Raw genomic sequence first — 22,203 nt, 5'->3', positions numbered from 1 at the left:
CCGGCACGTCCGGTCCTTCGTCTCCCGGCCCTTCGCTCCCGGCCCTTCGTCTCCCGGCGGCCGGGGTCACCGGTCCGTCAGGCCTGGCCCGTCTCGAAGCGGGCGACGGCGCCGTCGGTGACGGTGAAGCGCCAGCTGGTCCGCATCTCGCCCCAGGTGTCGTTGCGGTAGAGGGCGACGAGTTCCAGGCCGCCGTCCGCCTCGGACTCGATCTCCATGTGCCCGCCCGAGGAGAACACCTCCCGCTCCGTCCACTCCGCCAGGTCCCGGTCGGACCCGTCGTCGGACATGGTCGCGCCGGGCGCCAGGGCGCCCCGGAAGGCCGCGCGGTCGTTGGCGTTGAGGGCCGTGACGAAGGCGCGTACGGCGGGATCGCTGAGCTGGTCCACGGAGAGGGTCATGCCCCAGCCGTACACCGCGCCGGACCCCGGACGCGCGACACGCGCCGAGCGGCCCCGGCGGGCTGCCCCGGATGACCGACATGGCGGCGGCACCGGTGCCGACCGGGTCGTCGGCACCAGCGGGGTGCAGGGGCAGCATCCCCCTTCGCCCTGGTTCATGCCCGGATTCCGGCTCCGGCAACTGGTCCGGTCCCCGGTCCCCGATGCTGCCGCGAGGCGCGCGGAGCCGTCCCCTCTCCGGCGACTTCTCAGCGCCACACAGCCTATGACCTGTGTGTTCACCAGCCCTTCGGCGAGCCCTCGGGGGCAGGGTGCGGGTATCGGCCCCATGGATCCAGGAGGAGAGATGCCGAAACCCGGCAAGATCGTCAAGCTGTACGCGAAGGGCGCCCCGGTCGGGGTGGACGGCGAGGCCCTCATCGCCTGCCCCGACGATCCGTCCCGCGCGGTGGAGTGGCTGGTCACTTCGGAGGACGGCGGTTTCCGCCTCACCGCGAAGGGCACGGAGGGCACGGTCGTCACGGAGGGCACCGAACGCGCGCCCGTCGCCGTCCGCCCCGACGACTCCCCCGCCTCGGTCTGGCGCATCCAGCGGGTGGACGCCGAGGGCGGCGCCACCACGATCACCTCGCTGAGCGGCCTGCGGGACGGGACGTACACGATCGACCAGAACGGTCTGGCCCTCGGCCGCGACCTGTTCGAGGACCGGTCCGCACGGCCCAAGCGGATCTTCGTCCGCACGGACGACCGCGACGCCCGGTGGACGGTCGAGGTCCTGGCCTGAGAGAAACCCGTAGGGGCTTACGGGTCCCCGTAAGGGACAAGGGGCCCGTAAGGAGAGGGGACCCCCGTAAGGGACGGAGAAGCCCGAGCGGTACGGAGGCGCCGGAGCCGCCTCAGTCGAGGCAGAACTCGTTGCCCTCGGGGTCGGCCATCACGAGGAATCCGGCGCTCATCGGGGGCGCGGGATCGAAACGGCGCACCCGGGTGGCGCCCAGCCCGACGAGCCGCTCGGACTCGGTCTCCAGGGCGGCCATCCGCGCCTCCCCGGTGAGCCCGGGGGCCGCGCGGACGTCGAGGTGGACGCGGTTCTTGGCGGCCTTGTCCTCCGGCACCCGCTGGAAGAACACCCGGGGGCCGTGCCCGTCCGGGTCCTCGATGGCGGACCGGGTGTTGCGCTGGTCCTCCGGAACGCCGATCCGGGCGAGGAAGTCGTCCCAGGCGGCGAGCGGGTCGGCGCCCTCGGGCAGCTCCACCCCGGGCGGTCCGGGGTGCACGTAACCGAGCGCGTCACGCCAGAAGGAGGACAGCGCCCGGGGGTCGTGGGCGTCGAAGGTGACCTGGAAAGCGCGGCTCATCAGAGGGCTCCGTTCGGGGCGGGGCGGGTACGAGGAGGGGCTACGGGCGGCCCTGAGGGGTCGGCCCGGGTCCCTGACCTCACCCTGACAGAAGAGGCGCAGAATCGGTCCGCCTTCCCCACGTCTCTGCTGAGGCGCGCCCATGGACGGAACGGGCGACGGCGGGGCACGACCGAGCGAGCACTCCCCTCTCCGGGCTGCTCCAGGGGCGCCGCACGCGGCCGGGCCCCGAACCGGCCGACCGGCTCGGGGTGACGCCCCCCCCCGCGCGGTCCGGCGCGGTGTCGAACGGCTCCGGCCCCTCGGGCACCCGGTGCACGCGGTGCACTGGGTCAGGGCGTCGGCGACGGCCACCGACTGCATGTCCTGCCGCTCGGACACGACTTCGAGGTGCTGGACCCGCCGGGACTCCGCGAACGCGCCCGGGTCCTGACGGAACGGCTGCGCGCGGCGGAAGGGCGGCGGCCGGAGCGCGAGGTCCGAATCACGCCAGCGGACGGAGCGGCACGGCGGGAACCTGAGGGCATGAGCACCGAGACCGCACCCCTGACCACCACGTACACGGCCCGCCCGATCCCGGCCGGGGCCCTCGCCGAACTGCGGACGTCCGACGACGCGGGGCGGCCCTGCGCGCCGTACACCGCGCCCGAGGGCGGGGAGCCGCTGCGCTGCTGCCTGCGGCGCGCGGAGCGGGACGAGCGGATCGCGCTCGTCTCGTACGCCCCGCTGCGCCGCTGGGCGGCGGAGACGGGCGCGGAACCGGGGGCGTACGACGAGCAGGGCCCGGTCTTCGTCCACGCGGCCCCCTGCGAGGGCCCGCGCCCCTCGGGGACGTACCCCTTCACCCACGCGGGCGCCCTCCGCACCCTCCGCCGCTACGACACGGCGGGCCGCATCACCGGCGGCCGTCTCCTCCACCTCCCGGACGACACCACGAAGCCCCTGGACGAAGCCCTCACGGAAGCCTTCGAGAACCCGGAGACGACCCTGGTCCACGTACGGGCGGTGGAACACGGCTGCTTCCTCTTCGAGATACGCCGCCCCTGACACCACCCCTGACATCGCCCCCGGCACGAGGCTGACGAAAAGCCCCCTGACCTGCGTTTCCTCTGGTCAGGGGTCTGACCGGCAGACGAGTCGGGCTGCACTCCGGGGAAATCCACCCGCCATCGCCGCTGACCCGCATGAACATGAGGGCCAGTCGCTTCCCGCGCCGCAGGGAACAGACCCAGAGCGTCCGGCACCGCGTGAACCGTTCCAACCAGTGCTGGATTCAGCTCGACGAGCAGCGCGAGACGCTCGGCGTCACCGAACGCCAGATCACCGCCTTGCACGAGGTCGCCGTAACCGGCCGGGTGCGCCGATCCCGCTACGAGAGGGCGGAAGGAATCAGCGAGCAACAGGCCCAGCGCGATATGCAACACCTGATGCGCAGGGACCTGCTGGCCCCGGTCGGCAACACCAAGGGGCGCCACTACGTGCCTGGCCCCCGCTACCCGCAGAACGTTCTGGCCACGGCCGCCGCACGCCACACGATCCGCAACCCCTACGAGAGCATCGGCTGACACGGTTCCATGGCTGCTTCCATGGCTACACCAGGGAGGGCACGCCCCGGCATGGACCGGCACGAACCGGAGCCGAGCCGAACCCCGAATCCATGAAGAAAGCCCCCTGACCGGTGTATCCACTGGTCAGGGGCCTGACTGGCAGACGAGTCGGGCTGCGCGCCGGGGACAGTCACCGCAACGCCACGAACTGCACAAATGCACAAGAAGGGTGTTTCCGTGGCTACTTCGATGGCTACGTAACAGGACGCCCCCGCCCGGATCGGTCCGAACGGGGACGTCGTCGCTCCCGAGATCAGACAGTCCCCTCGATGCGTTCGAAAATGTCCGCGTCCGTCTCCCGCTGCCAGACCGGCAGGTCGGACCAGTCGGCAACGTATCCGGGCTTCGGGTCTTCGAAGTGCCTGAACATCTGGGCGGTCCAGCAGATCGCGACGAACCGGCCCTTCTGCTCGCGGGTGAGTCGGGCCGCGTGCCCGCCGCTGACCTCGATGAAGTCGCGCACCTGCCCGTACACGGCGGTAGCCGCTTCGCGCTCCCACTCGGGCGTGTCGTCCCACGGCGTGACGTAGCCGGGCTTGGGATCGCCGGGGTAATGCTTGTTCACACCGTCGATCCACGCCTCGCGGAAGATCCGGCCGTCACTCATACGCGTGTCCCTCTCGTCATGCGGTGCGCGGAAGCGCCGCGATTCGGTGATCAAGAGTCGAGACTCGGTCATCGGGCATGAGCGGGGCAAGACGCCCCCGAAGCCCGTCCAGCTTCTTGCCGATGAATCCCGAATTCGACCGGTCGGCCAGTCCGAGGGCTTGCTCCGCGTAGTGCACGACCTGGTCGATGTCCCGCCTGTGCGCCCCGAGCACGGCGAGGTCGCTCAGAACAGCAGCCCGGCGACGCAGGGACAGAGGCTGGGCAAGGGCTGCGGTGAGCGCTTCCTCCGCGAGATCAGTGCGGCCCAGTTGGAGGTAGCAGGCTCCTCGCTCCTCTGCCAGGCGGGAGCCGTCGAAGCGCAGCCAGCCGCCGTTGTGGGAGTGTGCGCCGTCGAGGGCGTGCACTTTCTCGGCTTCGTCCAGAGCCCCGTTGCACGCGTCGAGATCACCCACGGCCGCGTACGCCTGCGCCTGGACGGCCGCGACCCAGTGACGGGTGGAGAGCGTGTCGTCGCCCCTCCGGGCGATGCGGAAAGCTGCCGCGAGCAGGGGCTGGGCAGCGTGCGCGCGGCGCGCGTACAGCTCGACGTACGCGTGGCGGGTCATGGCACAGGCCCACAGGTCGTGGTCGCCACCGGCGTGGGCCGCGTTGGCGGCCAGCGTGTAGCACTGGGCGGCATCGGTGTACCGGTTGGCATCGAAGAACAGCTCACCGACGAGCTGGTAGAGGTCGGCCGTCATCCGACACAGCAGGGACCGCTCCGCAGCGGTGCGGGTCTCGGTCAGCCCCTTCGCCATCACGTCGAGCCGTGCGCGGACCGCAGGGAAGACGACCTGCTTGGAGTCCGACAGTACGTAGACCTGCCAGAGGCTGTGGTGCAGGGCGCCCCCCGCCTCCAAGAGCGTCGCCGCTGCGCGCCCTCGGGCGGCATCACCGGGATCGGGAAGTACGACCAGCGCACCCGTAACGGCGAGCAGACCCAGGACTTCGCGGCGCTTCATGTCGTCATCATCACCAGGGAGGAGGGGTGGAGCAGCAGAGAGCCCGGCTGTCTCGGCCGGCTGTTCGTCGGAGAGGAGGGCTTCCAGCCCGGGGAGGGTCACTCCCAACAGCCCTGCGATCTTCGGCCGTTGATGGGGACGCGGGGTGGCACGACCACTTTCCCAACGGACCACGGTGGACGCGGCCACCGAGAGCGCTTCTGCGAATTCCTCCTGAGAGTAGCCGCGGGCCGCGCGCTGTTCCGCAAAGCGCCTTCGCCTCGACGTCATAGGCCTCCCCTCACGAGAACCCTTTCACGCACTCATACCCGCCACGCGCCAACGCCTGGAAAACGCCCAGGTATTGCGCGAGGTCCGCTCTGGGAGAAGGTAACGGATCGTCGTTGACTGGTCACACGCCGCTCGGAGGCCGAAGGGCCTCCGGGCGGCCCCCCACGGAGAGGAGGGACCGAGTGACATCCTCCGGACTGCCCCGCAGGAACCCTGGCGCCAGTGGCCGTACGTACACGCCGCCGGCGCCCCGGCCGGGTGCGCCGAGCAGGGCTCTTCGGGTGCGAGCGGCCGGCGGCTGGGAGAGGTTCATGCGCCGCGTCGAGACCCGGCAGGAGCCGGAGGAGTGAACCCGGTCGGTTCCGACGGCTACGAGCACCACCCGCTCCTGGACACGCTTGTCCGTGACATCGCCTCGCGTGGGGAGGGTGTGCTCGTCGCCGTCACGCACGAGCTCCACAGCTACGGCACGGTCCGCATCGCGCACATCCGGCCCGCGTCCGGAGTCGAATGGACGACCGCGGCCGACGACATCCAGGCCACTCGCCCCTGAGCCGCCGCCCACAGGCCGTCCCCGTCCCCTGACGCAGGCGGTTTCCCGCACCACACCCTCCACCCAAGGAGTCTCATGACCACCTCTGCCGCACTCCCCTCCCCGACACGGCCGTGGGGCGCCGGGCGGCTCGCGCCCTACCCGACGGTCATCCGGCGACCCCACGCCACGGTCACCATCGACCCCACGACGCAGCTCGGGGTGTTCCGCGACCGCGTCGGGCAGGTGGTCGAGATGGGCAAGCACGGCACCAGCTCCGGCACCGAGACCTCCACGACGACGAACTCGGACTCCAAGAACGACCAGGGCCACGACCAGGACAGCAACCAGGACTGATGACCATGACCGAGGAGAGGCCGGTTCTGGTGGCCACCGAGGCGGATGACATCACCGCCGACATGGTGATCACCGAACTCAACCGGCGCCTTGTGCCCGTGGTCCGGTTCGACCTCGCAGACATCGGCGAGGACCTCACGGTCTCGGCTCGGTTCGGCACCTGCCAGGCCCCGGTGGTCGGGCAGGTGCGCACCCCGTCGAGAACCGCTGACGTGACCCGGGTCCGGTCGGTGTACTGGCGCCGCCCGGGGTGGCCCACGTTTCCCCGTCTGTCCGCCGACGACTCCCGGTTCGCGGCGGCACAGGTCCGCTACGGACTCGGTGGCACCCTCTACGCCCTGGGCGGTCCGCTCTGGGTCGACCACCCCCTGCGCGTTGCCGCAGCCGACTACAAGCCCGCGCAGCTCGTTCTCGCCCAGCAACTCGGCTTCACCGTCCCGCCCACCCTCGTCACCAACGATCCCCACGACGCGCGTGAGTTCGTCCTCGCTCAGGGTGAGGCGATCTTCAAGACGCTGCGGTGGACCCCCTGCACGCGTGACGGCGTGCCGGTGACGGGATGGGCCGCCCCCGTCACGCCCGACGAGATCGACGACAGCGTCCGGGCCGCGCCCCATCTGTTCCAGGCCCGCGTGGACAAGGCCGCCGACGTTCGCGTACTCCTCGTGGGGCGCCACACGTTCGCCGTGCGCATCGACTCCGGCCTCCTGGACTGGCGCAGGGACTACAGCGCCCTGACCTACACCGTGGAGCACCTTCCCGACCGGGTGGACAGGGCACTGCACACCTACCTGGACCGGCTGGGCCTGGTGTCGGGAAGCTTCGACCTCGCGGTCGACCGGGCGGGGGACCACTGGTGGCTGGAACTGAATCCCAATGGCCAGTGGGGGTGGCTGGAGACCGAGACCGGTCTCCCCATGTCCGCCGCCTTCGCCGATCTGCTCGCACAAGGAGAGAGCCGATGACCGGCCCGGCATCCGAGCGACGCCGCATGGCGGCCTCGCTCGTGGACGAAGGCGTCCTGAAGTCCCCCTGGCTGCGTGCGGCCGTCGAGACCGTCTCCCGCGAGCGGTTCCTGCACCCGGGAGTGTTCCTGGACGAGGGGCGGACCTGGCGGCCCGTCGCAGCCGCCGACACCGACCCGGACGAGTGGCTGAAGATCGCCTACAGCGTCGACACCCTCACCACCCAGCTCGACGGCCACCTCACCGCCGACCAGGCCGCCGAACCCGTCGTGGGTGTGCCCACGTCCTCCTCGACCGACCCGGCCACCGTCGTCGGCATGATCGAGGCCCTGGACCTCACGGCCGAGCACCGTGTCCTGGAGATCGGCACGGGCACCGGCTACTCGACCGCCCTGATGTGCCATTTCCTGGGCGGGGACGACGTCACCACCGTCGAGGTCGACCCACAGGTGGCCGCACGAGCCGATGCCGCTCTCGAAGCCGTCGGCTTCTCGACGTGGACCGTGACGGGCGACGGCCTTCTCGGCCACCCGTACCGGGCACCGTACGACCGTGTCATCGCCACCTGCGCGGTCCGCCGCATTCCGTACGCCTGGATCAGGCAGACGAAGCCGGGAGGCATCGTCCTCGGCACGGTCGGCTCCTGGCCCTGGGGAACCGGCCTCGCGAAACTGACCGTCGGAGACGACGGCACCGCCGAGGGCGCGATCATCGGGCGCTCCTCCTTCATGCAGGCGCGGGCCCAGGCGGTGGCCCCCGTGGCGGGCGGCCTCTCCGCCCGGACCGCGTACGCGGACAGTGAGCGGCGCACTCCGGTGTCTCCTCTCGTTCTGGAGGAGTGGATGCCCGCCTTCCTTGCGCAGTTGGCGGCGCCCGGCGCGCAGTTCGTCCGCGCGACGGACGGTGACGGGTCGTCCTTGCGATACCTGTTCGATCCCGAGCGCGAGTCGTTCGCCGAGTTCGCCGCCGACGGGGAGAACTGGACCGTCCGCCAAGGCGGCCCGGTGGCCCTGTGGGACGACGTGGAACGTTCCCTCGTCGCCTGGCAGGACGCCGGGGCGCCGGAGATCGACTCCGTACGACTCCGCGTGACGCCCGCGTCCCACCGGTACCGGATCGACCAGGCCCCCTCCCTACGCTGGGAGCACCGGATCGCCTGACCCACTACGCTCCGGACATGGACGAGGAACCGCTCTCCCAGTGGGCCGAGCGTCGCGACGCGAGGATCGGCCAGCTCCGCGCCGTACCCCTCGTGACCGGCGACGGCCCGAGGGCATCGCATCTGAACCCAGATGCGCCCCGTGCGATCCAGCGGTGGAACGGCCATCTGTGGGAGGCGCACGGCTTCGCGGCGAACCTCGCGGAAGCAAGGCTCATCCTCTTTCCTCATCCCGAGGCTGCCCCTGCCCCTGCCCCTGCGGCAACACCGAAGCTCGGCACCGGGACCGGAAGACATCGGAAGCCTCCGACGCCCGCATGACTCTGCTGGAGTCCCAGCCCATGCCAGGCCTCTGAAAACGGCCCCCACCCGGTAGACCACCCGCGGCACACTGGCGCCCGTGAGCAACGACATATCCGATAGCCCATGGGCGCAGCGGGTGTATCTGACGTGGCTGGCCCGCGATACTCGCTACGTTCTGGCAGCCCTGGACGCCCTGATCGGCTAGGCGCAGACCACTCCGGTCCGCTCCGGTCCCACCAGCCGCCTGGGTCTGCTTCGAGGACTTCCTTTTCTTCCTCGGAAAGGTCTCCCGGACCCTGTGGCCTGCCGGAAAGAATCCGTACGGGACCGAAGAAGGCTGGAAGTGGCGGACGAAGCGAGGACCGTTTCTACGAAAGATCCTTGAGGTGGAGGACTCGTCCCCGCTGAAGGCCCGCGAAGTCCGCAACGGAAGCGAGCACTTCGACGAGCGCCTTGACGAGTGGATCGTCAGCCCGCCCCGCCCCACCGTCGAAGAGTGGCAGGCGGGCGCGAGGCCGGGGCCTCCCCGGCTCAGCCGACACCGCACCAAGCCGCCCAGTGTGGCTACCTTCGTAGCCGCGAGGTCCGGTTTGAACCGGTGCGGAACGGGGCGAGGCGACTCCCACGATTCCACGAGAAAAGGCCTCTGACCTGCAATATCACAGGTCAGAGGCCTCAGAGGCAGACGAGTCGGGCTGTACGCCGGGTTCTGTTCCCCGGGACCTCGCGGTCGTCGGGGTGACGGCCATCCATCTAGGGCCGACGTTGCCGTCGGCCTCCTGCGGTCTACCCGCGGACTCGGGCGAGCAGCCCTCGGACATCCGCGCAGGGACACCGGAGTGTCCCCTCTTGACCTTGCTCCGAGTGGGGTTTACCTAGCCGCCTGAGTCACCTCAGGCGCTGGTGGTCTCTTACACCACCGTTTCACCCTTACCTGGGGCCGAAGCCCCCGGCGGTCTGTTTTCTGTGGCACTGTCCCGCGGGTCACCCCGGGTGGCCGTTAGCCACCACTCTGCTCTGTGGAGCCCGGACGTTCCTCGGGGAGATCCTGGGATCTCCACGCGGCCGCCCGCCCGGCTCGTCTGCCGTGCCGACCATGCTACCCGGCACACCGGCCTCGCTTGACCCTGCCGCAGCGTCAGGGTTTCTACTGGGGCCATGCGCATCGGCGAGATCGCCGCGCTGGTCGGGGTCACCCCCAGGGCCGTGCGGCACTACCACCAGTCCGGGCTGCTCCCCGAGCCCGCCCGGCGGGCCAACGGCTACCGGGACTACGGCGTCCGCGACGCCGTCCTGCTCGCCCGCGTCCGGCGGCTGACCGAACTGGGCCTCGGCCTCGACGAGGTCCGGGCGGTCCTCGCCGACGACGAGGGACGCGGGCTCGTCGACGTGCTCCAGGGGCTCGCCGACGACCTCGCCCGGCAGGAGACCGTCATCCGCCGCCGCCGCGAGCGCCTCGGCGTCCTCCTCGACGAGGCCCGCGCCGGGCGGCTGCCCGCCGACGGGCCCCTGTCGCCCGAGCTCGCCGCCCTGCTCGCCCACGCCGGCGAGCTGCCCGACTCCCCCATGGCCGCGAAGGACCGCGAGATCCTGGTCCTCCTCGACGCCGTCGTCCCCGAGGACGAGCGGGCCCGGCTGATGGCCCTCATGGCGGGCGCCGCCGAGCAGGCCCGTGAGGTGTACCCGCTGCTCGACGCCCTCGCCGACGCCGACCCCGACGACCCCCGGGTCGCGGAGGCGGCCCGGGTCCTCGCCGCCTGCCTCCCCGACGAACTGGGGATGGAGATCCCCGAGCACCCCGGGGCCCCCGGCACCTCCGACCCCTACGGGTCGCCCGGCAGCTCCTTCGCCGACGCGCTCTTCGACGACCTCGCCCCCGCCCAGTCCGCCGCCGTGCGGCTCGCCGTCCGGCTGGTCGCCGAGCGCCGGGAGCGGCGCCGGTGACCGGCCGGGGGCCCCGGGCCCGTTCCGGCCGGTTCCTGCGGCCCTTCGCGTACGCCCTGCTTCCCTGCGAGGTCCTCCTCGTCGGCTGTGTCGTCGCGGGCGTCCCCGTGCCCCGCCCCCTTCTCCTCGGGGCCGAGCTGCTCGTCGTCGCGCTGCTGCTCGCCGAGCTCCTCTCGTGGCTGCGGCTGCGGCGGCGCGGGCTCGGACGGCGGGAGGCCCTCGCCGAGCTGGTGCCCGAACCGGTGCTGCGGCTCGTGGCGCACGAGCTGCGCCTCGCCGCCTCGCTCGGACGCTGGGTGGCCCGCAGGCCGCACGGGACGGCCGGGGCGGACGGGGTGTTCCCGTACGCGCGGGACCAGGCCGCCCTCATGTACGGCTTCGCGTTCGTGTGCGTCGTCGAGACCGTCGGCATGTCGTTCCTGCTCGCCCGCTGGCCCCTCGTCCACACCGTCGTCCTCGTCCTGGACGTCTACACCGTGCTCTTCGTCCTCGGGCTGCACGCCGCCTCCGCGACCCGGCCGCACACCCTGACCGGTGACGTGCTGCGGCTGCGGCAGGCCGCCCACGTCGACGTGTGCGTCCCGCTGGACCGGATCGCCTCCGTCCGCCGCGAGCCGCTGTTCTCGCACGAGAAGGCCGACGGCGAGCTGAACCTCGCCGTCGGCTCGCAGACCTCCGTCACCGTCGAGCTGACCGAACCGGTGGACGCGCCCCGGCTGTTCGGCGCGCCCCGGCCCGTACGGGTCCTCAGGGTGCACGCCGACGACCCGCGCGCCCTCTACGGGGCGCTCTCAGGGGCGCTCACGCGGGCGCGAACAGTACCTTCGCCGTCCCCGGGTCCGCCTCCGCGAGCCTGACCCGCAGCCACTCCCCCAGCGGCAGGCCGGCCGTACCGCCCTCGATGCGGGCGACGACCGCCGGATCGTCCAGATGGACGGTGCCGACGGCCGGTTCGCGTTCCTTCACGTCGATCACGTACGCGTCGAAGATCTCGCCGACCCGCTCCCGGAGCAGTGCCGCCTCGACGATGTCGACGCTCTCCCGCTCGACGGCGTTGGCGCGGCGGGCCCCGGTGGCCATCTCGCCGGGGAGGGCGGGCAGCGCGGCCCGTACCCACTCGGGCGGTTCGTCGCCCGCGACGGCGGCGACGCACAGCTCGCCCGCGTACCGGTCGACGAGCCTGCGCAGCGGCGCGGTGCAGTGGGTGTACTCGTCGGCGACGGCGGCGTGCACGGCGGGGGTGGGGACGCGGCCGTCGGTGAAGACGGTGTATCCGGCGCCGCGCAGCAGCGTGGTGCACTCCTGGAGGAAGGCGGCCTGCCGGGGGTCGGTGGGGTCGGCCGCGCGGACGACCTCGGCGTACGGGACGTGGTGCGGCCAGTCGACGCCGAGGGCCCGCGCGGAGCGGCGCAGCCGGGCGACGGCGCCGTCGGGGGCGGTGGGGAGGGTGCGCAGGATGCCGGTCCCCGCGGCGGTCATGAGGTCGGCGGCGGCCATGCCGGTGAGCAGGGAGATCTGCGCGTTCCAGCCGTCGGCGGGGAGCGGGGCACGGTAGGCGAGGGTGTAGGTGTGGTCCCGTTCGACGATCTCCTGCTCGGGGACGTTGAGGGAGATCCCGCCGCGTTCGACTTCGAGTGCCTCGCGGAGGCGGCCGATGTCACGGAGCAGTGCTACGGGTTCCTCGGCGGTGCCGGTGTCGATCCGGCGCTGCACCTCCGCGTAGTCGAGCCGGGCGCGGCTGCGGACGAGGGCGCGGCGGACGTCGGTGGCGACGCGGCGGCCCTCGGCGTCGAGGTCGATCCGCCAGAGCAGGGCCGGGCGGGGTTCGCCGGGGAGGAGGCTCGCGGCACCCTCGGAGAGGACGGTGGGGTGGAGGGGGACCTTGTCGTCGGGGAAGTAGAGGGTGAGGACGCGGCGGTGGGCCTCGGCGTCCAGGGCCGAGCCGGGGGCGACGAACGCGGCGACGTCGGCGATGGCGTAGTGGACGCGGTAGCCGCCGTCCGCCCGTCGGGCCAGGTGGACGGCCTGGTCGAGGTCGGTGGAGGACGGTGGGTCGACGGTGAAGAACGGCAGGTCTGTGGCGTCGTGCGCGGGCAGTCCGGGTGCCTTCGCCGCGGCTTCGGCCTCGGCGAGGACGGCGGGCGGGAAACCCTCGGGGATCCCCAGCTCGGTACGGAGTGCGCGCAGGGCGGCCCGCAGCGGAGCCTCGGCTGCGCCGGTCACGTGGATGTGGCGGCGGGGCATGGACCGAGCGTATGGGGAGGGGGGACGGGGGGCATCCCGTGGGGGACCTTGCCCCCTCGGGGGGGGGATGCCTGTGCCGGATGTCAGGGGGTGGGGGCGGTGCCAGGGGCTGGGCCCGGGGGGGCGGGTTGGTCGCCGGGGGGGGCGAGGTGCCCCCGGCAACCAACGGCGTGCTCCTGAGCGGGCCCGTTCCCGGGACGCCCGTCCCCGAGGGACCGGCTCTCCGAGGTGCCGCCGTTCCTGGAGGCGCCTCGGAGACGATCGTCCTGGACGTCCCCGCACATGCGTACCGAGAAATCTGCGGGGCCGGACGGGGCCGGGGGCGGCTGGGGCGGAGCCGCGACCCGGGGGTCGCGTCGCGTGGGTGCGACGCGAGGGCCGACCCGGGCGGCGCCGGGCTCTTCCCCGTAAGGGATGGGCCCAGGGGGCTGATCCCTTACGGGGAAGGTCGGGGGGCGATCCCGCAGGGGAAGAGCCGGGGCGGCCCAGCAGGGGAAGGGAGCGGGGCGGCGATCCCGTAAGGGAAGGGGCGGGAGCCGAACCCGTAGGGGAAGGAGCGGGGGCGGCGATCCCGTAGGGGAAGGGTGTGGTGGTGGTCGGCCCCGTAAGGGAAGGGGCAGGAGTCGAACCCTTAGGGGAAGAAGCGGGGGGCCGGTCCTGTAGGGGGTGGGCCCGGCACGTTCGGGCGGGCGTCCCGTACCTCGTACGCTGGCTTCCGGGGCCGCACCCCCATCCCCGTACCGACGAAGGAGAACCACCGTGCTCGTGCTGTTGCCGCCCTCCGAGGGCAAGGCCTCCTCGGGGCGCGGGGCGCCGCTCAAGCCGGAGTCGCTGTCCCTGCCGGGGCTCGCGGAGGCACGGGCCGCCGTCCTGGACGAGCTGGTCGAGCTGTGCGCGGCCGACGAGGAGAAGGCGCGCCAGGTGCTCGGGCTGAGCGAGGGCCTGCGCGGCGAGGTCGCCAAGAACGTGGAGCTGCGGACGGCGGGCGCGCGGCCCGCCGGGGAGGTCTACACCGGCGTGCTGTACGACGCGCTGGGTCTGGCGACCCTGGACACGGCGGCCCGGAAGCGGGCCGGGCGGTCCCTGCTGGTGTTCTCGGGGCTGTGGGGCGCGGTGCGGGTGACCGACAGGATTCCGTCGTACCGCTGTTCGATGGGGGTCAAGCTGCCGGGGCTCGGCGCGCTGTCCGGGCACTGGCGGACGGCGATGGCGTCCGTGCTCCCCGAGGCGGCCGGTACGGGCCTCGTCCTGGACCTGCGGTCGGCCGCGTACGCCTCGGCGTGGAAGCCGAAGGGCGAGGTGGCCGGGCGGACGGCGACGGTGCGGGTGCTGCACGCGCCGACCCGGAAGGTCGTCAGCCACTTCAACAAGGCGACGAAGGGGCGGATCGTGCGGAGCCTCCTGGAGGCCGGGGCGGAGCCCGCGTCGCCCGGGGAACTGGCGGGGACCCTGCGGGAGCTGGGGTACGTGGTCGAGGACGGCGGGAAGCCGGGGGCGCTGGACGTCCTGGTGGACGAGATCCACTGACGAACGGTTCGCCGTGGCGACCGGCCCACCCGATGGCGGACCCGCCCGGCAACCGACCCGCCCTCACATTCGTTGCACAGAACGCAACGTCCGTTGCGGGTGGCGCTCGGGGTGGGCAGGATGAGGGCATGACGAGTGTGTTCGACCTTGCCCCGGAAGCCCCCGTCGTCCCCGTGGTCGTGATCGAGGACGCCGCCGACGCCGTGCCCCTCGCCCGCGCCCTGGTCGCGGGCGGCCTGCCGCTCGTCGAGGTCACCCTGCGCACCCCGGCCGCGCTCGACGCCGTACGGGCCATCGCCGCCGAGGTGCCGGACGCGGTCGTCGGCGCGGGCACGGTCGTCTCGGCCGCCGGGGTCGCGGACGCGGTGCGCGCCGGGGCCCGCTTCCTGGTCACCCCCGGGTGGACCGGGCGGCTGCTCGGCGCCCTGCGGGAGTCCGGGGTGCCGTTCCTGCCGGGCGTGTCGACGGTCTCCGAGGTCGTCGCGCTCCTTGAGGAGGGCGTGGAGGGGATGAAGTTCTTCCCCGCGGAGGCGGCGGGCGGCGTCCCGTACCTGAAGTCCCTCGCGGGACCGCTGCCCCAGGCCCGGTTCTGTCCCACCGGCGGCATCTCCGCCGCCTCCGCCCCCGGCTATCTGGCCCTGCCGAACGTCGGCTGCGTCGGCGGTACGTGGATGCTGCCGCCCGATGCCCTCGCCGCCCGCGACTGGGCCCGGGTGGAGTCGCTGGCCCGCGGGGCGGCGGCGCTGCGGACGCCGCCCGTCGGCCCTTAGGGGGCGGTGAGGACCGCGCTCAGGTGGTCCGTCACCGGGCGGTGGCCGAGGCGCCGGTGGAGCCCGTCGCTGGTGGGGTCGGCGAGGTCGGTGAAGGGCAGGACCTGTTCGGTGCCCGTGGCGATGCCCGTGGCGAGGGCGGTCCGGGTGACCGTCGTGGCACGCCCGCCGCGTACCCCCGGCCGCGTTCGGCGGGCGGGGTGTGGACCAGGTGGACACGTGCCTGGCCCTCCAGGGTGCGGGAGACGGCCGGTGGCCAGGGGTACGTCCCCGGGCCCGGCCACGCGCGCGCGTCCCACGCGCGCGGGGTCCGGCGGGGCGAGCGTCCCGAGCCGGAAGAGGCGCAGCCGGAGACCCGGCGCCCAGGACCGGCCGGTGGCTCCGGCGAAGGCGCCCGCGAACGCCTCGACGGGCCCGGCTCGCCCCGTACCTCCGTCGGCGTCTCCCCCGGGCCGTACGGCAGTACGGACGCGAGGGCGTGCGCCGCCGCCACGGTCACCGCCCCGAGGAGGGGCACGCACGGCGGGGCCACGCGACCGTCCCGGTGACCCGCCCGTCCGGCTCGGCCCACCAGCCGAGCCGGACGGCGCGGTCCATCAGGGTGAGCACGGTGTGTTGCGGGCGGGCTCGGCCGCGAGGAGCGGCCCGGCGGCGGCGCGGAACACGGCCGGGTCCTCGGTGAAGTGCCGGGTCATGAACAGCGACGGTGGTACGGGGACGGGGCGCCGCGCCACCCCTCCGCGGGGGCTATCTCAGATGGGAGGTGTCGTTGAGGAGGCGGACGGAGGCGTTGCCGTCGCCGTAGTAGGCCACGGCGGAGATCGAGGCGGCCGACAGTTCCATCCGGAACAGCGACTCGGGCGGGGCGCCGAGCGCGAGCCTGACCAGGGTCTTGATCGGCGTCACATGGGTGACGAGGAGGACCGTGCGGCCCGCGTGGGCGGCGGTCAGCCGGTCCCGGGTCGCGGCGACCCGGCGGGCGACGGTCGCGAAACTCTCGCCGCCGCCGGTCGGGGCGGCCTTCGGGGAGGCCAGCCAGGCGTCGAAGTCCTCCGGGTACCGCTCGCGGACCTCGCCGAACGTGAGCCCCTCCCAGGCGCCGAAGTCGGTCTCGCGCAGGCCCTGCTCGACGCGGACGTCGAGCCCTAGCCGGGCTGCGACGGCGGCGGCGGTCTGGCGGCAGCGGGTGAGCGGCGAGCTGACGATCTCCTGGACGGTGCCGCGCGCGGCGAGGGCCGACGCGACGGCCTCGGCCTGCCGGAGTCCGGCCGCCGACAGTTCCGGATCGGTGCCGCCGCTGCCCGAGAACCGCTTCTCGGGCGTGAGCGCGGTCTCACCGTGCCGCAGCAGCACGAAGGTGGCGGGAGCCCCCATGTCGGGCCCACCGGACCAGCCCTGCCGGGGCGCGGTCACGGCCGGGGCGTCGGCCAGGGTGGACGGGGCCGGGGCCTCGGCCACGGGGCCGTGGCCCGGGGCGGAGGGGTCCTGAGCGGAGGGGCCGGAGGTGGCGGCGGGGCCGGGGGCGGCGAAGGAGGCGGAGGCATCCGGCGCCGACGCGTCCAGTGCGGTCAGATCCCGTGCGGAGTCGTCCCCGTGCGCGCGGGCCGATGCCGGTACGGAGCCGGGCACGAACGACGAGGCCGGTGCGGGGGCCCGGCTGGACAGAGAAGCCCCATCCGACTCGGTGAGCCCATCCGACGCGGTGAGCCCATCCGACTCGGTGAGCCCGCCCGGCTCAGGCGTCTCGTGGGCTCGGGCCGCGGCGCCCGTTCGGGCCGCCGCTCCCGCCGCCGCCTCGAAGTCGCCCGAGTCCGGGAGCAGCGCGTCGGGGGCGAACAGGCCGTCGTCCGGAGTGGTGGAGGGCCAGACGCCCGTACCCGTACGGGAGGCGGGGACGGGCCTGACGCCCGTACCCGGGGCCGACGAGGTGTCCGTACGCGATGCCGATCCCGGTCCTGACCCCGGCCCTGATCCTGACCCCGATCCCGGTGTCGTGCCCGTCAGGGCCGCTCGGGCGCGGGCCGCGCCCGCCGCCTGGTCGCCGGGCGGGCCCGACGGGGGCGGGGCGGCGGCGTTGCGGGCGGCCTGGGCGTCGCTGGACGACGGGGTCCACCGCTCGCCGCGCTTGGCCGCGTCCATCGCCTCGTTCGCGAGCCGGTCCGCGTGCTTGTTGCGTTCGCGGGGGATCCACTCGTAGCGGACCCGGCCCGCCGGGAAGATCCGGCCCGCCTCGGCGGCCAGCGGCTTCATGTCCGGGTGCTTGATCTTCCAGCGGCCGGACATCTGCTCGACGACCAGCTTGGAGTCCATCCGGACGTGCACGTCGGCGTCCGGGAACAGTTCCCTGGCCGCCTTCAGGCCCGCGATCAGGCCCTTGTACTCGGCGACGTTGTTCGTCGCCACGCCGATGTGCTCGGCCGTCTCCGCGAGCGTCTCGCCCGTGGCCGGGTCGAGGACGACGGCCCCGTAACCGGCGGGCCCGGGATTGCCCCGGGAGCCGCCGTCCGCCTCGACCACGAGCGCGCGCATTACAGGCCGGACTCCGAGGTGCGGACGAGGATGCGGCGGCAGTTCTCGCAGCGCAGGACGGTGTCCTTGGCGGCGGCGCGGACCTCGTTCACCTCGGTGATGTTGAGCTCGATGTGGCAGCCCTCGCACTTGCGCTGGTAGAGCCGGGCCGCGCCGACGCCGCCCTGCTGCTCGCGCAGCTTCTCGTACAGCTTGATGAGGTCGGCGGGGACGGCGCCCGCGACGACCCCGCGCTCCTTGGTGACGCCCTCGGCCTCGGTGTCCAGCTGGTTCTGGGCGGCGTCGCGCCGGGCGGTGGCGTCGTCGGTCTTCGCCTGGACGGCGGAGACCCGGTCGGTCAGCTCGGTGATGCGCTCCTGGACGGACTCGCGGCGCTCCATGACCTCGAGGACGATCTCCTCCAGGTCGCCCTGGCGCTTGGCGAGCGACACGATCTCGCGCTGGAGGCTCTCCAGGTCCTTCGGGGAGGACACGGCGCCGGAGTCCAGTCGCTGCTGGTCGCGGGCGGCGCGCTGACGGACCTGGTCGACGTCCTGCTCGGCCTTGGTCTGCTCGCGGCCGCAGTCGCTCTCCTGGGTCTGCGCGGCGACGAGCAGGTCGCGCAGCTGGGTGAGGTCCTTGGTCAGCGACTCGATCTCGGCGTGCTCGGGCAGCGAGCGGCGCTTGTGGGCGAGCTGCTGGAGGCGGACGTCCAGGGCCTGGACGTCGAGGAGGCGGATCTGGTCGGCGGGCGCGGCATTCAGTTGGGGGCTCCAGGGGAGGTGTGGTGGGAGGACCAGGGGTCGGTGACCGTCTTCGAGACGTGCACGCGGAGGTCCCAGCCGTGGCGGTCGGAGATCTCGTCGAGCTGGGCGGCGGCCTGCTCGCACCAGGGCCATTCGGTGGCCCAGTGGGCGGCGTCGACCAGCCCCAGCGGAGAGCGCTGGGTGGCCTCGGAGACGGGGTGGTGGCGCAGGTCCGCGGTGAGGAAGGCGTCCACGCCCGCGGCCCGTACGGCGTCGAAGAGGCTGTCGCCGGAACCGCCGCTGACGGCGACCCGGCGCACGGTCATGGCGGGGTCGCCCGCGACCCGGACGCCCTGCGCGGTGGCGGGCAGCCGCTTCGCCGCGCGGGCGGCGAACTCGGCGAGGGTCTCGGGGTGGTCGAGCTCGCAGATCCGGCCGAGGTTGTTCTCGGGGACGAGCGGGCCGGTGACCCGCAGGTCGAGCGCTCCGGCGAGGGCGTCGGAGACGCCGGGGTCGGCGGTGTCGGCGTTGGTGTGGGCGACGTGCAGGGCGATGTCGTGCTTGATCAGGGTGTGCACGACCCGGCCCTTGAAGTGGCCGGCCGCGACCGTCGTCGTACCGCGCAGGTAGAGCGGGTGGTGGGTGACGAGCAGGTCGGCGCCGAGGGCGATCGCCTCGTCGGCGATCTCCTGGACGGGGTCCACGGCGAAGAGGACACGGGTGACCTCGGCGTCGGGGTCGCCGCAGACGGTGCCGACGGCGTCCCACGATTCGGCCCGCTCGGGCGGCCAGAGGGCGTCGAGCGCGGCGATGACTTCAGACAGACGGGGCACGGGGAAAGGCTACCTGTCTCCTCTTTCCGCCCGCACCGGTGCGGGTCCCCGCCGGGCGGCGGGGGTCCTCCGGGGCCCGCGCCGGTCGGGGCGGGCCCCGGGGCCGGACGGCCCCTCGCGGGGCCCGGAGCCGCCGCCGGAGACGCCCCTGGCGCCGGTACGGGGGTCCCGTGGGGGCCCGGAACCCCGAGGAGTCCTGGTACGGGTCTCCCGGCGGGGCGTGGAATCCCGTAGGGGGCGGTACGGGTCTCCCGGAGTGGGCCCTTGAACCCCTGGGGGTCCGGAACGGGCCTCCCGTAAGGGGCGGGACCGGTCGGGACCCGTAAGGGGCGGGACCCGTAAGGGTTCGGCCTGCCCGGCGGCCCCGGCGGCCCCGGAGGCCCCGATCCGCAAGCGGTCCCTGATGCCGCACGGCCCCGGGAGGCTCTCGCACGGGAGACCCCGGCACCGCGCCGCACCATGACGGAGCCGGGCCGGGACCGGGCCGGGCCGCGTACCCGAGACCGTCTCCCGGGAAGGGGCAGGGGCCCCGCCCCGGCGGCTCAGGGGCTCGGGCCCCGGGTCTCCTACTTCTTCACCAGGTCCGCGCGCAGGTCGTCCAGGACGCTGTTCGCGGCGGTCACGCCGAGACCCAGGTACCAGGTCTCGTCCGGGACGTCCTTGGCCTGGCCCGCCTTCACGGCCTTGAGGTTCTTCCAGAGCGGGTTGGTCTGGGCGGTGTCCTTCTTGGTGGCCTTGGCGTCGCCGTAGACACCGGTGAAGATCCAGTCGGCGTCGGCCTCGTCGATCTTCTCCGGGCTGATCTCGGCCGCCAGCTCGTCGATCCGCTGGTTCGCGGGCCGGGGCAGGCCGGTGTCCTCCAGGATCGTGCCGATGAAGGACGCCTTCGCGTAGAGGCGGATCTTGCCGGGGAGGTAGCGGACCATCGAGACGGTCGGCTTGTTCGGGCCGATGTCGGTGCCCAGCTGCTTCGCCTTGGTCTCGTACGCGGCGAGCTTGCCCTTCGCCTCGGCGGTCTTGTCCAGCGCGGCGGCGTTGAGCAGGTAGTTCTCCTTCCAGGTGAAGCCCGGACGGATGGAGAACACGGTCGGCGCGATCTTCGACAGTTCGTCGTACTTGTCGGCGGCGCGGAGCTGGCTGCCGAGGATGAGGTCGGGCTGGAGGTTGGCGATGGCCTCCAGGTTGAGGTTGTTGATGGTGCCGACGGACTTCGGGCTGCCCGCGTTCTCCGCGAGGTAGCCGGGGACGCCCTCGTCGCCCTCGGCGGGGGCGTAGCCGACGGGCTGGACGCCGAGGGAGACCACGTTGTCGAACTCGCCGACGTCGAGGACGACGACCCGCTTGGGGGCGGCCTTCAGCTCGGTCCTGCCGAGGGCGTGGGTGAGGGTGCGCGGGAACTGCCCGGCCGACGCGTCGGTGCCCATGGCGGCGGTCTTCGCGGCGGCGTCGCCGAAGTCCTTGCCGCCGGTGGCGACGTCCTTCTTCTTGGCCGTGTCGGGCTTCTCGGCGGCGGCGTCGCCCCCGTCACCCCCTCCGCAGGCCGCGAGGGAGAGCGCGGCGGCGAGGGCTACGACGGTGGCGGTGCCTCGGCGGCGGAAGGACATGATGAGGCTCCTGTTACGGGTCCTGGCGGGGATGCGGGCGCGACCTCGTGGCAGTCGGCGGACCCCGGCGCGGACGGACCGGGCGGAGCCGCAGACTCCGTTTAGGTTCGCCTTACCTTACTCACCGTGGCCCACTCCAGCACAAGCACCCCCCTCGGCTCAGCCGAACCGCCCCGATGCCACCCTTATGTGTGAAGTGACCCGTCTTGTGTTGTTCGGCTGGGAGTGCGAAAACTAGCTTCGTCGCCGGAGGTGACGAGTCGATGACAGCGTGTGCCATCGAGACTGCGGTCCAGAACGGCGACCACCACGGGGTACGTCCCGGGGACGCCGGCCGGCCGACGGGGTTCACGATCACGGCGAACGGCGCGTACGCGGCCAGGCTCGCGAGCGCCGGGAACGCCCTGTACGCGGAGCGGTGGACGCTCGACGGCCCGGAGCCGTACGCCGTGCCGCTGCCCCTCGCGCAGCCGGAGGAGCCGGGTACCCCGGTACTGCCGCTCGCGGACGGGCGGGTGCTGGTCGCCCGCCGGGTGGACGGACGGCGGAACACGTTCTCGCTGCTCTACCCCACCGGCCCCGCCACCGGTGAGCTGCGGCTCGGCTCGGTCGACGCGCCCGGTTCCGAACGGCTGGCGCTGCTGCCGCCCGCGCCGGACGGCGTCCGCGCGTACGCGATGTGCGTCGGCCCGGAGACGACCGCGCTGTGGCTGGTCACGGGCGGCACCTTCGGGCCCGAGCGGGTGGCGGAGATCCCGGGGCGGTGCTCGGGCGGGGTGTGGCTGGACCGTACGGGCCGGATACTGGCGCTCGACCGGCGGCTCGACGGCGGTCCGGTGAAGACGGTCGTGGTGGATCTGGAGCGGGGCGGCGAGGTGACGCCGCTGCTCCAGATCACCGAGGGGAGCGACGACCGGCTGCTCCTCGCGGACCCGGACAGCGGGCTGCTCCTGATCCGTTCCGACGCGCCTTCGCCCGGCCGGGACCGGCTCGGCTGGGGAGTGCTCGGGAGCCTGCTGCCGGTGCGCTTCCCGGAGTGCCTGCGGATGGACGACGCGGTGGTGACGCCGTTCGCGGTGCAGCCGGGGCAGGCGCTGGTGCCGGAGAGCTGCGGGGTGGCGCTGCGGATCGACGGGGCGGGCGGGAGCTGGGTGGGGACCTGGCAGCCCGCGTCCCGGCGGATGGGGCAACTGGCCGCCCCCGTGGGCTGGCTGGCCGGTACGGGCCTGTGGACGCCGGAGGGCGTGCTGCGGCTGCCGTACGCCACGCCGGGGACCTCGTGCGGTCTCGTGGACGTGGAGGCACCGCCGGAACCCCCGGCCGGTGCCGGGTCGGGGCAGGCGGGCGGGGCGGCGGGGACGGCGACGGAGGGGCCCCGGGTGTGCCGTCCGGTGCCGCTCCAGCAGGCACCGCTCACGGACCGCAGACCGGCTGGCTAGAATCGCGGGCTGCACCAGCACGACCG

Annotated in this window: 22 protein-coding genes, 1 other RNA gene and 1 pseudogene; 13 read left to right on the top strand and 11 right to left on the bottom strand. The window is 73.3% G+C overall.

Annotated features, from left to right (window positions below; genetic code table 11):
• Window positions 1–77 precede the first annotated feature (77 nt).
• On the bottom strand, window positions 78–401 hold the full coding sequence (locus tag ACIO92_RS06930; protein ID WP_401235922.1) for a nuclear transport factor 2 family protein: 324 nt from the start codon (window positions 399–401) through the stop codon (window positions 78–80).
• A gap of 346 nt (window positions 402–747) precedes the next feature.
• Here ACIO92_RS06930 and ACIO92_RS06925 point away from each other — a divergent pair, with 346 nt between their 5' ends.
• Entirely contained in the window at window positions 748–1,185 is a 438-nt protein-coding gene (locus ACIO92_RS06925; protein WP_366441443.1) for a hypothetical protein, read from the top strand.
• Between the two features lie 112 nt (window positions 1,186–1,297).
• Here the strand turns inward: ACIO92_RS06925 and ACIO92_RS06920 are convergent, their stop codons facing one another.
• Window positions 1,298–1,759: a VOC family protein gene (locus ACIO92_RS06920; RefSeq protein WP_366441442.1), complete on the bottom strand. Its 462-nt coding sequence runs from the start codon at window positions 1,757–1,759 to the stop codon at window positions 1,298–1,300.
• 525 nt (window positions 1,760–2,284) lie between these two features.
• Between ACIO92_RS06920 and ACIO92_RS06915 the strand changes: the two genes are divergently transcribed.
• Both ACIO92_RS06915 and ACIO92_RS06910 read left to right on the top strand, forming a co-directional pair.
• Window positions 2,285–2,806, top strand: a complete 522-nt coding sequence (locus ACIO92_RS06915) for a DUF1203 domain-containing protein (RefSeq protein WP_402279611.1) — start codon at window positions 2,285–2,287, stop codon at window positions 2,804–2,806.
• A gap of 200 nt (window positions 2,807–3,006) precedes the next feature.
• Window positions 3,007–3,324 (top strand): hypothetical protein, encoded by a 318-nt coding sequence (locus ACIO92_RS06910; protein ID WP_366441440.1) that lies wholly within the window; start codon window positions 3,007–3,009, stop codon window positions 3,322–3,324.
• Between the two features lie 295 nt (window positions 3,325–3,619).
• Here ACIO92_RS06910 and ACIO92_RS06905 read toward each other — a convergent pair whose 3' ends face one another.
• The 3 genes and pseudogenes from ACIO92_RS06905 to ACIO92_RS06895 form a co-directional block, all read right to left on the bottom strand.
• Window positions 3,620–3,973 (bottom strand): hypothetical protein, encoded by a 354-nt coding sequence (locus ACIO92_RS06905; RefSeq protein WP_366441439.1) that lies wholly within the window; start codon window positions 3,971–3,973, stop codon window positions 3,620–3,622.
• A gap of 16 nt (window positions 3,974–3,989) precedes the next feature.
• Window positions 3,990–4,976, bottom strand: a complete 987-nt coding sequence (locus ACIO92_RS06900) for a transcriptional regulator (RefSeq protein WP_366441669.1) — start codon at window positions 4,974–4,976, stop codon at window positions 3,990–3,992.
• A gap of 141 nt (window positions 4,977–5,117) precedes the next feature.
• Window positions 5,118–5,246, bottom strand: a pseudogene (locus tag ACIO92_RS06895) (helix-turn-helix transcriptional regulator); the annotation flags it as partial.
• Window positions 5,247–5,592: 346 nt separating this feature from the next.
• Between ACIO92_RS06895 and ACIO92_RS06890 the strand changes: the two are divergent.
• The 5 genes from ACIO92_RS06890 (at window position 5,593) to ACIO92_RS06870 (ending at window position 8,580) form a co-directional block, all read left to right on the top strand.
• A complete protein-coding gene (locus tag ACIO92_RS06890) occupies window positions 5,593–5,799 on the top strand; it encodes a hypothetical protein (protein WP_402279614.1) in 207 nt (68 codons plus the stop codon).
• 75 nt (window positions 5,800–5,874) lie between these two features.
• Window positions 5,875–6,135: a putative ATP-grasp-modified RiPP gene (gene tgmA, locus ACIO92_RS06885; protein WP_401235931.1), complete on the top strand. Its 261-nt coding sequence runs from the start codon at window positions 5,875–5,877 to the stop codon at window positions 6,133–6,135.
• 5 nt (window positions 6,136–6,140) lie between these two features.
• Window positions 6,141–7,100 (top strand): ATP-grasp ribosomal peptide maturase, encoded by a 960-nt coding sequence (gene tgmB / locus ACIO92_RS06880; RefSeq protein ID WP_402279617.1) that lies wholly within the window; start codon window positions 6,141–6,143, stop codon window positions 7,098–7,100.
• A complete protein-coding gene (gene tgmC / locus ACIO92_RS06875; protein WP_402279620.1) occupies window positions 7,097–8,260 on the top strand; it encodes an ATP-grasp peptide maturase system methyltransferase in 1,164 nt (387 codons plus the stop codon). The genes tgmB and tgmC overlap by 4 nt, the downstream gene beginning before the upstream one ends.
• Window positions 8,261–8,277: 17 nt before the next feature.
• Complete coding sequence (locus tag ACIO92_RS06870) at window positions 8,278–8,580, top strand: DUF6087 family protein (RefSeq protein ID WP_402279623.1); 303 nt, start codon at window positions 8,278–8,280, stop codon at window positions 8,578–8,580.
• A gap of 664 nt (window positions 8,581–9,244) precedes the next feature.
• Here ACIO92_RS06870 and rnpB read toward each other — a convergent pair.
• An RNA gene (gene rnpB, locus ACIO92_RS06865) (RNase P RNA component class A) lies at window positions 9,245–9,643 on the bottom strand.
• A 77-nt stretch (window positions 9,644–9,720) separates the two neighbouring features.
• Here rnpB and ACIO92_RS06860 point away from each other — a divergent pair.
• Together ACIO92_RS06860 and ACIO92_RS06855 are read left to right on the top strand one after the other, a co-directional pair.
• Entirely contained in the window at window positions 9,721–10,506 is a 786-nt protein-coding gene (locus tag ACIO92_RS06860; protein WP_402279626.1) for a MerR family transcriptional regulator, read from the top strand.
• Window positions 10,503–11,363, top strand: coding sequence for a hypothetical protein (locus ACIO92_RS06855; protein WP_366440328.1), 861 nt, complete (start codon window positions 10,503–10,505; stop codon window positions 11,361–11,363). Before ACIO92_RS06860 ends, ACIO92_RS06855 begins: the two co-directional genes overlap by 4 nt.
• Here ACIO92_RS06855 and ACIO92_RS06850 read toward each other — a convergent pair.
• A complete protein-coding gene (locus ACIO92_RS06850) occupies window positions 11,308–12,750 on the bottom strand; it encodes an RNB domain-containing ribonuclease (protein WP_402279629.1) in 1,443 nt (480 codons plus the stop codon). The two genes, ACIO92_RS06855 and ACIO92_RS06850, sit on opposite strands and share 56 nt — an antisense overlap.
• Window positions 12,751–13,509: 759 nt before the next feature.
• Here ACIO92_RS06850 and yaaA point away from each other — a divergent pair.
• The gene (gene yaaA, locus ACIO92_RS06845; protein ID WP_366440330.1) at window positions 13,510–14,277 is read left to right on the top strand and encodes a peroxide stress protein YaaA; all 768 of its coding nucleotides are present in this window, start codon (window positions 13,510–13,512) and stop codon (window positions 14,275–14,277) included.
• Window positions 14,278–14,405: 128 nt separating this feature from the next.
• Window positions 14,406–15,047 carry a bifunctional 4-hydroxy-2-oxoglutarate aldolase/2-dehydro-3-deoxy-phosphogluconate aldolase gene (gene eda, locus ACIO92_RS06840; RefSeq protein ID WP_366440331.1) on the top strand — a complete coding sequence of 214 codons (642 nt, stop codon included), beginning with the start codon at window positions 14,406–14,408 and terminating at the stop codon, window positions 15,045–15,047.
• 747 nt (window positions 15,048–15,794) lie between these two features.
• Here eda and ACIO92_RS06835 read toward each other — a convergent pair.
• The 4 genes from ACIO92_RS06835 to ACIO92_RS06820 form a co-directional block, all read right to left on the bottom strand.
• Window positions 15,795–17,576 carry a bifunctional RNase H/acid phosphatase gene (locus ACIO92_RS06835; protein WP_402279633.1) on the bottom strand — a complete coding sequence of 594 codons (1,782 nt, stop codon included), beginning with the start codon at window positions 17,574–17,576 and terminating at the stop codon, window positions 15,795–15,797.
• Entirely contained in the window at window positions 17,576–18,319 is a 744-nt protein-coding gene (locus tag ACIO92_RS06830; RefSeq protein WP_366440661.1) for a C4-type zinc ribbon domain-containing protein, read from the bottom strand. The genes ACIO92_RS06835 and ACIO92_RS06830 overlap by 1 nt, the downstream gene beginning before the upstream one ends.
• A complete protein-coding gene (locus tag ACIO92_RS06825; protein ID WP_366440333.1) occupies window positions 18,316–19,134 on the bottom strand; it encodes a Nif3-like dinuclear metal center hexameric protein in 819 nt (272 codons plus the stop codon). The genes ACIO92_RS06830 and ACIO92_RS06825 overlap by 4 nt, the downstream gene beginning before the upstream one ends.
• Window positions 19,135–19,700: 566 nt before the next feature.
• The gene (locus ACIO92_RS06820; protein ID WP_366440334.1) at window positions 19,701–20,738 is read right to left on the bottom strand and encodes an iron-siderophore ABC transporter substrate-binding protein; all 1,038 of its coding nucleotides are present in this window, start codon (window positions 20,736–20,738) and stop codon (window positions 19,701–19,703) included.
• 263 nt (window positions 20,739–21,001) lie between these two features.
• Here ACIO92_RS06820 and ACIO92_RS06815 point away from each other — a divergent pair, with 263 nt between their 5' ends.
• A complete protein-coding gene (locus ACIO92_RS06815; protein WP_402279637.1) occupies window positions 21,002–22,177 on the top strand; it encodes a hypothetical protein in 1,176 nt (391 codons plus the stop codon).
• The last annotated feature ends 26 nt before the right edge of the window (window positions 22,178–22,203 follow it).

The sequence above is a fragment of the Streptomyces sp. NPDC087215 genome, assembly GCF_044744885.1.
Taxonomy (GTDB): Bacteria; Actinomycetota; Actinomycetes; order Streptomycetales; family Streptomycetaceae; genus Streptomyces.
This window is presented reverse-complemented; position numbering and strand designations above follow the sequence as displayed.

Bases quoted from the DNA above. Each gene is read 5' to 3' on its own strand.
- ACIO92_RS06835 (WP_402279633.1), bottom strand. From the start codon at position 17,576: ATGCGCGCGCTCGTGGTCGAGGCGGACGGCGGCTCCCGGGGCAATCCC.
- tgmC (WP_402279620.1), top strand. From the start codon at position 7,097: ATGACCGGCCCGGCATCCGAGCGACGCCGCATGGCGGCCTCGCTCGTG.
- eda (WP_366440331.1), top strand. From the start codon at position 14,406: ATGACGAGTGTGTTCGACCTTGCCCCGGAAGCCCCCGTCGTCCCCGTG.
- ACIO92_RS06870 (WP_402279623.1), top strand. From the start codon at position 8,278: ATGGACGAGGAACCGCTCTCCCAGTGGGCCGAGCGTCGCGACGCGAGG.
- ACIO92_RS06915 (WP_402279611.1), top strand. From the start codon at position 2,285: ATGAGCACCGAGACCGCACCCCTGACCACCACGTACACGGCCCGCCCG.
- ACIO92_RS06905 (WP_366441439.1), bottom strand. From the start codon at position 3,973: ATGAGTGACGGCCGGATCTTCCGCGAGGCGTGGATCGACGGTGTGAAC.
- ACIO92_RS06920 (WP_366441442.1), bottom strand. From the start codon at position 1,759: ATGAGCCGCGCTTTCCAGGTCACCTTCGACGCCCACGACCCCCGGGCG.
- ACIO92_RS06820 (WP_366440334.1), bottom strand. From the start codon at position 20,738: ATGTCCTTCCGCCGCCGAGGCACCGCCACCGTCGTAGCCCTCGCCGCC.
- ACIO92_RS06850 (WP_402279629.1), bottom strand. From the start codon at position 12,750: ATGCCCCGCCGCCACATCCACGTGACCGGCGCAGCCGAGGCTCCGCTG.
- tgmB (WP_402279617.1), top strand. From the start codon at position 6,141: ATGACCGAGGAGAGGCCGGTTCTGGTGGCCACCGAGGCGGATGACATC.
- ACIO92_RS06900 (WP_366441669.1), bottom strand. From the start codon at position 4,976: ATGAAGCGCCGCGAAGTCCTGGGTCTGCTCGCCGTTACGGGTGCGCTG.
- ACIO92_RS06815 (WP_402279637.1), top strand. From the start codon at position 21,002: ATGACAGCGTGTGCCATCGAGACTGCGGTCCAGAACGGCGACCACCAC.
- tgmA (WP_401235931.1), top strand. From the start codon at position 5,875: ATGACCACCTCTGCCGCACTCCCCTCCCCGACACGGCCGTGGGGCGCC.
- ACIO92_RS06860 (WP_402279626.1), top strand. From the start codon at position 9,721: ATGCGCATCGGCGAGATCGCCGCGCTGGTCGGGGTCACCCCCAGGGCC.
- ACIO92_RS06930 (WP_401235922.1), bottom strand. From the start codon at position 401: ATGACCCTCTCCGTGGACCAGCTCAGCGATCCCGCCGTACGCGCCTTC.
- ACIO92_RS06925 (WP_366441443.1), top strand. From the start codon at position 748: ATGCCGAAACCCGGCAAGATCGTCAAGCTGTACGCGAAGGGCGCCCCG.